1 rRNA gene is annotated in these 582 nt (G+C 54.5%); it reads right to left on the bottom strand.

Features of this window, described 5'->3' with window-relative positions:
• Positions 1-582 (bottom strand): 23S ribosomal RNA (locus ACJ8M3_RS24780); the annotation flags it as partial.

Here is a 582-nt window from a genome sequence, read left to right as displayed (position 1 = left end):
AAGGCCCAGGGAAGACTCATCTTGAGGCAAGTTTCGCGCTTAGATGCTTTCAGCGCTTATCTTTTCCGCACTTAGCTACCGGGCAATGCCATTGGCATGACAACCCGAACACCAGTGGTGCGTTCACTCCGGTCCTCTCGTACTAGGAGCAACCCCTCTCAATCTTCCAACGCCCACGGCAGATAGGGACCGAACTGTCTCACGACGTTCTAAACCCAGCTCGCGTACCACTTTAAATGGCGAACAGCCATACCCTTGGGACCTACTTCAGCCCCAGGATGTGATGAGCCGACATCGAGGTGCCAAACACCGCCGTCGATATGAACTCTTGGGCGGTATCAGCCTGTTATCCCCGGAGTACCTTTTATCCGTTGAGCGATGGCCCTTCCATTCAGAACCACCGGATCACTAAGACCTACTTTCGTACCTGCTCGAGCCGTCACTCTCGCAGTCAAGCTAGCTTATGCCTTTGCACTAACCTCACGATGTCCGACCGTGATTAGCTAACCTTCGTGCTCCTCCGTTACTCTTTGGGAGGAGACCGCCCCAGTCAAACTACCCACCAGACACTGTCCTCACCCC

The organism is Serratia sp. CY55921 (assembly GCF_052167655.1).
GTDB classification, from domain to species: domain Bacteria; phylum Pseudomonadota; class Gammaproteobacteria; order Enterobacterales; family Enterobacteriaceae; genus Serratia; species Serratia ureilytica.
This window is presented reverse-complemented; position numbering and strand designations above follow the sequence as displayed.